The 9820-nt window shown below is 63.9% G+C and carries 8 protein-coding genes; 3 read left to right on the top strand and 5 right to left on the bottom strand.

Annotation, left to right across the window (positions count from 1 at the left end; translation table 11 throughout):
• From KDH09_09380 to KDH09_09370, 3 genes are all read right to left on the bottom strand, one after another.
• Positions 1-500, bottom strand: a 500-nt coding sequence (locus KDH09_09380; protein ID MCB0219892.1) for a lipoyl synthase, incomplete at its 3' end; no start/stop codon positions are given.
• Between the two features lie 82 nt (positions 501-582).
• On the bottom strand, positions 583-2085 hold the full coding sequence (locus KDH09_09375) for a BamA/TamA family outer membrane protein (protein MCB0219891.1): 1503 nt from the start codon (positions 2083-2085) through the stop codon (positions 583-585).
• 75 nt (positions 2086-2160) lie between these two features.
• Complete coding sequence (locus KDH09_09370) at positions 2161-2988, bottom strand: ATP/GTP-binding protein (protein ID MCB0219890.1); 828 nt, start codon at positions 2986-2988, stop codon at positions 2161-2163.
• 165 nt (positions 2989-3153) lie between these two features.
• Between KDH09_09370 and KDH09_09365 the strand changes: the two genes are divergently transcribed.
• The gene (locus KDH09_09365) at positions 3154-5178 is read left to right on the top strand and encodes a hypothetical protein (protein ID MCB0219889.1); all 2025 of its coding nucleotides are present in this window, start codon (positions 3154-3156) and stop codon (positions 5176-5178) included.
• On the opposite strand, the gene KDH09_09360 is transcribed toward KDH09_09365, so the two are convergent.
• Entirely contained in the window at positions 5175-5885 is a 711-nt protein-coding gene (locus KDH09_09360) for a uracil-DNA glycosylase (GenBank protein MCB0219888.1), read from the bottom strand. The genes KDH09_09365 and KDH09_09360 overlap by 4 nt on opposite strands.
• A 164-nt stretch (positions 5886-6049) precedes the next feature.
• Between KDH09_09360 and KDH09_09355 the strand changes: the two genes are divergently transcribed.
• Entirely contained in the window at positions 6050-6610 is a 561-nt protein-coding gene (locus KDH09_09355; protein ID MCB0219887.1) for a YkgJ family cysteine cluster protein, read from the top strand.
• A gap of 69 nt (positions 6611-6679) precedes the next feature.
• Positions 6680-7426, top strand: a complete 747-nt coding sequence (locus KDH09_09350) for a glycosyltransferase family 2 protein (protein MCB0219886.1) — start codon at positions 6680-6682, stop codon at positions 7424-7426.
• A gap of 62 nt (positions 7427-7488) precedes the next feature.
• Here the strand turns inward: KDH09_09350 and KDH09_09345 are convergent.
• Positions 7489-9820 (bottom strand): VCBS repeat-containing protein (locus tag KDH09_09345; GenBank protein MCB0219885.1); only part of this gene is annotated, 2332 nt, incomplete at its 5' end.

The following is a 9820-nucleotide window of genomic DNA, read 5'->3' as shown; positions in this document are numbered from 1 at the left end:
TCGGGACGCGCGGCAAACACAAGGTCCTGCGCCCCATGGTCGCCGCCGAAGTCGCCGGTGAGCGTCTCCAGCGTCAGGCCCGGGCAGCGCGCGCGAATCTCACTGATCGTCTCTGCCCAGATCGCCGCGCCGCCGTCGCTCAGATCGTCGCGGTCCACGCTGGTCACTACCGTGTGCTTGAGCCCCAGTTCCGAGAGGGCCTCGGCCACGCGGCGGGGTTCTTCGGCATCGACGACGCCCTTGGGATTTCCCGTCGGCACGTCGCAGAACGCACAGCGGCGCGTGCAGGTGCCGCCCAGAATCATGATCGTGAGGGTTCCTGCCGCCCAACACTCGCCGATGTTGGGGCAGGTTGCCGACTGGCAGACTGTGTTGAGGCTCTGACGTGCGACAAGATCCTTCAGGCGCACGTAGCCCGCGCCCGCCGGGATCTTCATCTTCATCCACGGGGGCTTTCGGTCGAGTCCCTCGTCTTTTTCTTCGGACCAGCCGCGTCGCATTGGAATCCGTTCCGCGCCCGGAGTTCCGGGCGCCGGGCTCACCATAGACCACGATCACCGCGCGGGGCCATGCCCCCGCCGCTCAGAAGGAATGCCCGAAACGCAGGGCAAACGTGACCTGGTCTTCCGAGGCGGCCATTTCGAGGCGCACCAGAAGGATCTTTCCCGGCGGGATCAGGTAACCCAGCGAGCCCCCACCGGTAGGTTTAAAATCGCTGAGCGTGAAGTCGAGCGGCGAGCCCTGGACCTGCCCGATGTCGAAAAACAGCGCGGCGTTGATGCGCCCGTAGATCGGGAAACGGTATTCGAGGGTCGCGGCCAGCGCATTCGAATCGCGGAAGCGTCCCTCGAAATAGCCGCGCGCAAACTCTGCCCCTCCGAGCACGGGCTCCACAAAGAAGGGTGGATTGCCCTGGAAGGTCACGTCGTAAAAGGTCCGAAGGGCGATGACGTGCCCCGTCTTCACCGGCGTCCAGAAAGCGCGAAAATCGATGGTCATGCGGCTGTAGTCGAAGTCGCCGCCGTAGGCGTCGTTGGAGTTGACCACCCTGCCCTCGACCAGCACGCCGTCATTGGGAAAGAACTCGTTGTCGCGATTGTCGAAGGCCAGCCCCCCGCCGATGGTCACCACGCGTCCGCCGTTGGATCCGATCGGGGTGGCGGTGATGAAAATGCCGTTGGGATCGAAAGTCGTTCGGACGATGTCCCATTCCTCCAGCCCGAACACCACGCCCGCGCGAAAATGCATGGGCAGGTGAACCCACCAGGAAAAATCCACATTAAAGGAATCGTAGTCGAACTGATCCCGATCGCTCTCGTTGGTATCGATTCCCTGGCCGAAGTAGGAACTCACCCATGTGCGAAGGTTCGATTCGAGTTCCATGCGGAAGAGGCCGCCGGCCTGTTGCGGGGCGATGTAGTCGAACTCGAGTTCATACTGATTTTTGGTCGTGCCGGCCGCACCGATCTCCAGGTGGTCTTTCTTGAAGGGCCAGGAACCCACGGCAAATCCAAGGCCGTAGAGAAAATCCGTTTCCTGGGAGTAACCAAGCTGCGGGACGAGACCGAAGCCCTCCGCCTCGTCCATGGGTTCCTTCGGCAGGTCCAGAAAGAATTCCCGGTTCCAACCGGGCGGGCGATCCTTCACCGGCGGGGCGCCGGGGAAAGGGACCTCCTGGATGAAATCACCCATTCCTTCTTCAATGTCCCTGGGAAGCTTTTTGACCCGCGAGGGGAAGTTGCGCAGCCGGTCGGGAATTTCTTCGGGAAGCTCACGCGCACGCCGTTCGAAGCGCCTTGGAATCGTCGGGATCGTGTCGCCGTAGATTTCGAGCTGCTCCATCATGCCGGGCTTGGGCTTGCGCTCGTTACTCGATTCCTCCACGGGCGTTCGCGCCGGGGCTGTCGTCTCGGCGGGTGTTTCAGGCTCCGACTGGGCCACGGATTCCTGAACCGCAGCGGGGGTTTCCTCGGGCGGGGGCTCCTGCGCGAGCGCGGGGCCGCACCAGAGTGCAACCACCAGGCACAGCGCGGCAAGGGATAGTCCCCGCGCGCGCCGCCCGACTCCATGAAATTGCTCCCGCATCCCCTATAAGCTGCCCTTCGGGCGCCTCCCTCAGCAAGGACTTGCGTCACACCGCGCGAATGCGCCGGCCGCGAGTCAGTTTTCGAGATCGATGAATGTGACCTTGCCGGCCCCCATCTCCGGAACCGCCAGCAGGCCGCGCGCGGGATCGAGCCCGATGTCGGCGCCGTTTACAAAGCCGTCGCGCAACAGCTTCGCCGAGCCGTCGGCGGAGATTTCATAGAGATTTCCGGTCATGTAGTCCGTGGCCAGGTAGCCCTCGCCGCGCTTTTCAATGCCATCGAGGTTCCCCACGCGCGCGCCGCTTCCGAGTGGCGTAACTTTCTTCGTCTTGAGATCCACGGTGAGCACCCGGCCGGGGCTCGTCGTGGCAAAACTCGCCGGGTCCATGCCCGGTCCCCAGGCGGCGATGATGAGTTTGTCGCCGTCGATCAGGATTCCGTTGGGATGCTCGATCGACTCCCCCTCCAGAAATGTCCCGGCCTTGCCGCCGCTCCAGGTGTGAATCTTGCTGGTAATCATGTCGGAAATGTAGACCGTGCCATCGGAACCGACGGCTACGTCGTTGAGGAACTTCGCCCCCTCATAGGGCACGCTTTCAAGAAGTTCGCCCTTCTCTACATCGATGATGCGGAGCTGATCGATGTCGGCCACGTAGAGTTTTCCTCCGTGGGCACGCATGCCTTTGGGCGCGTTGAGGCCGGAGACCCATTTCTCAGAGGTCACCTTGCCACTCTCGTCAAGGCGCGCGATCCAGCCGTTGCCGTCCTTGCCCACGGGCGATCCCGCCACGTTGGAGACGAACCAGTTCCGGCCGGGGGCGTACCAGTAGGCGCTCTCGGGCTTGTCGAAGCCTGCGGTGGTGCCGGCCAGCAGGACCAGCGTGAACAGCATTGCTTTCATAGATGACTCTCCCTCGCCCGCCGCGGGCGCTTGCTTGTGTCGCGATTCCTGACTGGTAGGATTGGGGGCGACTCCCACGCGGCGAGCCCCCATCATAGCTGCCGCATCCGGCGGTAAAAGGGGCCGATCTCACGCGTGGGGAGTCCGGGGAAAGGGACCTGTTTCATGCGGCGAGAACTTCTGTGCGTGCTTCTTCTGCTGCTCGGCCTAGCCGCTTGCGACAGCGCGAGCGAACGCAAACCGCTGAGCGGGCCCCACCCGCCGTCCGAGGAAGCCCTGGCCAAGAAGAGCGTTGAGCGCCGCCAGCAGCGCTTCGCGCGCTATGATGCCTACCTGCGCGCAAAAATCGCCCAATTCCCCGGTCTGGATGCAAGTCCCGGCGCCCTGGGCGCAGCCCTCGTGCGCGCCCGCCCCCCGGTGCTGGCCGCCCTGGGAATCCAGGCCCCGGCACCCATCACGATGGTGAAGAAGGTCTGGGGAAAACGTCTCCCCCATGCGCGGGTGGAGGCCTGGCGCGTCAGCGGGCCCGGCGACGCGCTCGACCTGCCCGCGCTTTTGTGGCTGCCCCCCGACAGCACTCCCAAGTCCGTTGTCGTACTGGCGAACGGCACCGGGCAGAACAAGCACGATTTTCTCTCCCAGCTCTCATGTGCGGCCTTCGTCAGCGCGGGCGCCGCCTGCATCGGCTGGGACACACTTGGGGAGGGCGAACGCAGCCATACCCCGGAAATACGCGCCCGTGAGTTTCTCAACGATGACGTGCTGGCCATCAGTGCCGATGTCGGCCGCCCGCTGCTCGGGGTGCAGGTCAGCGACATCCGCCGCCTCATCTCCGCGGCGCGCGCCGACGCGCGCACCGGCAAGCTGCCGCTCGCGGTGGCAGGCTATTCGCTGGGTGGCTGGACGGCGCTGCTCACCGGCCTGCTCGACGAGCGCGTCGATGTGCTCGTTGCCGCCTCCACGCTGGTCGTCCCGGCGGAGGTTCCCGGCCTTGCCGCCGGTGGCTGGCGCGTGCCGGGGCTGAGCCGGGCGATCAGACTCGACGAACTCCTCGCCCTCAATGCCCATGCTCACCCCACGCTCTGGATCAACGGCGGCAAGGACAACACCTTCGTCCCGGATGAGACGCGCCGACTGGCGCTGCTCTCGGAGATGGCGACAAAGGCCCGGGCACTGCTGCCGGCCGATGAATTCGCGCGCCTGCAGGACGTTGTGGTCAGGCAAGGGCCTCACCTGCCCTACTACCTCTCGCCCCCGGCGCTGAAGTATCTGGCCGAGCAGGGAATCCTGCCGCGTGCACAGGATTCGGGACTGCTCTCACGCGAGCCGCAGCCACTGGGGGCGCGCCTTGCCGACCTGGCGAAGACGACCGAGCTGAAGTGGTGGCCGCGCGATCTGATCGAGGTTCCCTTCGCCCCGGCGGGTCTGCCGCTGGTTGCCGCGAAAGAGCTCTTCGCCGGCGACGGTCCCTACCCCCAGATTTCCGAATGGATGACCCGGCAAGTGCTGGAGGCACGCCGGAAAGCCCCGTTTCCCGCCACGCGCGAGGCACGCGCCGATCTGGTGCGCCGCCTGCTGGATCCGAATTTTGAAGCACTGGTCGAACCCGCGCGCTGGAAGCCGCTGGAGAAAAACCGCTGGGAGGATTCCTGGACGGGCCTGCGCGCGCGCCGCGAGAGTGGCAGTGGCAGCGGGCTTCTCATCTACTTCCCGCGTGTCCGCACCCTGATCGAAGCGCAGGTCCCTGAAGAGGTGCGCGCACGGGCGGCGACGTTGCTGCTCGTCGAGCCGCTCTCCTATTCCGACAATGAAGCGGCGGCCGAGACAACTGCAACCGGCCAGACGCTGGCGGCGCTGCTCTCACTATTGAAGATGCAGGACTTTTCCGCGTTCGAGAGTTTTGAAGTTTACGACGGCACCGGCACACTGGGGGCGCCGCTGGCGTTCATCGACGCACGCGTCGCGGCGCTGGAGCTTCCTGTCCGACCGATGACCACCGTCGCGCCCACGCGCTTCCAGTTCGAGGGGCATGTGCCCGGCCTTACCAGCGTGCAATCGCTTGAGACGATCCTCGGCGCGCTCGCCCCCCTGCCCTTGCGCGTGGCGCAGGGCGCGATGCTCGAAGAAGAGCGCGCGGCGCTCGAGAAGTCCTATGCCGGCGCTCCGGACAAGCTCACCTTCGTTCCCTAACGCTTTCGCTTTTTCGGAAGCGCGGCCAGAGAGCGGGCGCGCGTAAACACCTCATCGAACATCGGCTCGGTCAGTCTGCCCGTAAAGGTATTCTGCTGGCTCGGATGGTAGGAACCCAACAGGGTTTTTCCACCCAACTGTGCCTGGGCCAGATGGCCGAAGCGCGGGTGCGGCGTGGCTCCGCCCAAAGTCTTCCAGCTCTGATTCCAGGCCGTTCCACCCAGTGCCAGGACGACCCGCACGCGCCCCAGCAGGCGCAGTTCTTCATCCAGGAATACGCTGCAGGCCTTTAGCTCATCGCCGGCAGGACGATTTTGCGGCGGAACGCAGCGCACGAGATTGGTGATCCAGACGTGCCGAAGGCGCAGGCCGTCTCCGGCCCGTACCGATTCGGCCCTGCTGGAGAGCCCGGCACGATGGAGCGCCCGGTAGAGCCACTGCCCCGAGCGATCCCCGGTAAAGGGCCTGCCCGTTCGGTTGGCCCCATGGGCGCCGGGGGCAAGACCCACGATGAGAATGCGGGCCGCCGGATCGCCAAATCCCGGCACCGGCCTGCCCCAATAGGTCTCGGCGGCAAAGGCCCTGCGTTTCTCGCGTGCGACCTCTCCGCGCCAGCTCACCAGCCGCGGGCAGGCCTCGCAGCCCTCGATGCGACGGGCCAGCCGCGCGAGCGCCGCGTCCGACGATTTTTGAGAGCTCAAGCTCATGGCTTCAACATGACCGCCCGTGGCATCCTTGTCACGAACCCACATGAATGGGCGCGGCGGCTGGACCCATCGGGCCATGCACGCTATCGAAGGGGACACAGCACGCAGCAGCGCTTCAGCAACGGAGCCGCTGCGTGCCCTCCAGACAAGGGAACTCACGCACCATGGGCAAGAAGAAAGACAAGCAGAAGAACAAGAAGGACAAGAAAGCCAAAAAGGCGAAGAAGGTTGTGCAGCTCGACCCGAGCGCCGCGCGCACCATGATGGTTCTTCCAGTCCTCAACTCTCCCATGAAGAAGGAAAAGGACCACCCCTGCTACAACTGCATCCAGTGCTGCAGCTACGTGGCGACGGAAATCGACGAGCCGACAACCCATTCCGACTACGACTGCGTGATGTGGTACCTCTACCACCCCAACGTGAGTATCTTCCTGGACTTCGATGGCGACTGGTACATCCAGTTCGACAGCAAGTGCGAGAATCTGACCGAGAATGGGCTGTGCGGCGTCTACGAGACGCGCCCCGAGATCTGCCGCGATTACGACTGGAAAGACTGCGAAGTGCGCTGGCCCGATGAGCCGCTGCACAAGGCCTATTTCCAGAAGGCCGACGAGTTCCTGGTCTGGCTCGAAAAGCGTCGCCCGAAGAGCTACAAGAAGTACATCAAGTACAAGGAAAAGGGCGTCCCCAAGAAGGTGGCCGGCGAGCTCGGCAGAATCGCCTAGGCAGGCATAACTGCTTGGAATTACTGATGTTTATCGGCTCGCCCCGGCGCGGCCGGATTGTATTTGCCCATGAGTGAGCCACACGCAAATTCCCCTGCGCCCGGCGGCGCGCCGTGCCTGTCGGTCATCATGCCCGTCCACAACGAGGCGGACTTTCTCGAAGAAATTCTGCGCCGCGTCGCCGCGCAGCCGGTCGTCGGCGAGATCATCGTGGTCGACGATGCCTCCAGCGATGGCAGCAGCGAGCTTGTCGAGCGCCTCATCGAGAGCGAGCTCCCCCAGATCCGTCTGATTCGTCAGAGCCCCAACCAAGGCAAGGGCTCGGCTGTGCGCCGCGGTTTCGAACACGTCTCGCACGAATATGTCGTCATTCAGGATGCCGACCTCGAGTACTGGCCAGAGGATTACCCCGTCCTGCTCGAGCCCATGCAGGCCGGACGCGCCGACGTGGTCTTCGGCGACCGCTTTCACAAAGGACGGCCCGAGCACATGCGCCCGCTCTACTTCGCGGCCAACCGCTTTCTCTCCTGGGTGTTCAATACGCGCAACCGCACGAACGTGCTGGATATGGAGACCTGCTACAAGGCCTTCCGCAGCAAGTATCTGCCCTACGTGACTTCCACGGAAAATCGCTTCTGCTTCGATCCCGAGCTGGCGGCCGAGCTCATCCGCCTGGGAGCACGCGTGGCCAATGTGCCCATCACCTACCGCGCCCGCACCCGCGAGGAAGGCAAGAAAATCGGCTGGAAGGACGGGGTTGCCCAGCTCATCGTGATCCTCAAGGGCCCTCCGGGCCGGAAGCTGCTTCCCGAATAAGCGAAAAAAGAAAGGGCGCGCCATCATCGGCGCGCCCTTTCGCATTGTGGCTTTATACCAGACTAGAAGCCGGTCACCGGCGCCGGAACCCCGGAGGTGTCATCGCCGAGCGTGCCGCCGAGCTGACCGGCATCGTCGAGACCCCAGCACCAGGCGCTGCCATCATAGGCCAGGCCGCAGGTGTGGGTGACGCCCGGTGTAATGAGTTTGAACTCCTGGTTCGAGGGCAGACCGGTAACGTCTACCTTCACCGGCGAATCGGCATTCGAGAATGCCGGGTCGTTTCCAAGCTCACCGTTGCCGTCGGCACCCCAGCAGTAGCTGCGCCCGTCGGCCAGGATTCCGCAGGTGAACTGGTTGCCCGCCTCGATCTCGCGGAAGTCCTTGTAGCCCGTAATCGCACCGGTATCGACCGGCGTGGTGGGCGTCGTCTCCGAATTGGTGCCGGCACCATTGCCCAGTGCGCCGGGGGTGTCGTTGCCCCAGCAGTAAACCACGCCGTCGCTCATGAGACCGCAGGTCTGCGAGCCGCCCGGTGCAATGTCGACAAACTCGGTCGAACCCGCGCCGATGTTGGTCGTATCAACCTGCACCGGGATGTCCTGGTTCGTGCCGCTGCCATCACCCAGCCGGTCGTTGGCGTTGCTGCCCCAGCAGTAGGCGTCGCCCTCCCGCGAGATTGCGCAGCCATGGTCGGTGCCGATGGCAATCTTCTTGAACTTCCCGCTGCCAACCACGTTGGTGGTATCCACCGCGCTCGGGATATCCAGCGTAGCGGTTCCCGGCCCGTTGCCCAGCTCGTTGTTGTTGTCGAGGCCCCAGCAGTAGGCGTCGCCATCGACCATCAGGCCGCAAATTGAACCGTTGCCGACCTGGATGTCGGCGAACTTCGTGGAACCGCCGATCGGCCCGGTTGCGACCGCCTGCGGCTCGGGCGCCGGATTGGGACCGCCATTGTCGCCCACAAGTGCGGCGTTGCCCCAGCAATAGGCGTCGTGCTCGATCGTGAGACCGCAACTGACCGTCGAACCCGGATCGATCTTGAGCCACCGGCCCGTGCCGGTGACATTGGTAGTGTCCACCGGATCGGGCTGCTGCACATCGGCGATCGGGTTACCGTTGCCGAGCGTGCCGCTCACGTTGTCGCTACCCGTGCAGTAGCCATCCCCCATTGCATCGACGAGGCAGGTGGTGCTGAACCCGGTACCAATCGAGACAGCTTTGGGCTCGGGAGCGTTATTGCCATAGAAGTCGATCTCGTTTGCAGTATCGAGGCTCACTGCCAGATCGACGCGTCCGTTGCCGTCGATATCCAGCAGCGCGCCGTCATTGACACCCATGTTGGCCGGGAACGGCGAATGGTTCTCTTCAGAGAGATTTCCGCTTCCGTCGCCAAGCATCAGACTGAGCTGGCTGCTCGCGTGGAGAACCAGCAAGTCCTGGTTCCGGTCTCCGTCCACGTCGACCGCCTCCGACCAGACCGGGGTAGATTCCGCTGTCCCGGTCGTTCCAAAGATGGCGAAGTCGCCGTTTCCATCATTGATAAAGCGCTGCACGCCCGAGGGCGAAGAGATCATCACATCGGCGAAGCCGTCGTTGTTGAAGTCGGCCAGCCCAAAGGCGGTTGAATCGGAGTTGGTTGCCACATATGGGGAGGAAGTCGACTCGGTGAAGACCAGCGAGGCGTTGAAGAATACCCGCAGCCTTGCTGCCGCTCCGGTACCGGCAAGGATCAGCACATCCCCGTCCCCGTCATGGTCGAGGTCTTCGATGGCAACCTGCTGCGTATCGTTGACCGCGCTCACCTGATAGACCCCGCTGAACATGCCCGCACCGTTTCCGGTCAAAACGTAGGCATCGGCTGTACTATGGCCCACGACCATGTCCAGGTTGCCGTCGCTGTCGAGATGTCCGACCGCCAGCGTAGAAGCACCACCGGCGAGCGTCGTACCCACCGCACTGTCAAAACCGGCACCGTTGTTGAGCGCTACCGAGAGGCTCGTAACACCGGCATTTGCCGTCGCGATATCCGGGAGACCGTCATGATTGAAGTCCGCCAGCACAACATCGACCGGCTGGTCCCCCACGGCCACGCCGGCAAACGGCGCGAAGGTGGAGTTCCCCTGATTGAGGTGGGTGTAGACAATGTCGCTTGCCGTGCTGACCGCCGCAACATCGATATCGCCGTCGAGGTCGGTATCACCCGCAGCGATCGCGTTGAGGGCGGCGCCCTGGTTGATGGTCGCACCGCCGATCAGACCAAAGGCCGGCGGAATGATTTGCACCGATCCCGGCGTGATCGACGGCAGGGTCATGCCCATGTCCACCACGTCAAAATTCACAAATCCGATCGTGTCGTAGGTCAGATCGTCGAAAGTCGCCGTGCCGCCCGCC

The sequence above is a fragment of the Chrysiogenia bacterium genome, assembly GCA_020434085.1.
GTDB lineage: Bacteria > JAGRBM01 > JAGRBM01 > JAGRBM01 > JAGRBM01 > JAGRBM01.
Note: the sequence above shows the minus strand (reverse complement) of the source record. Positions and strands in the feature narration are given on the sequence as shown.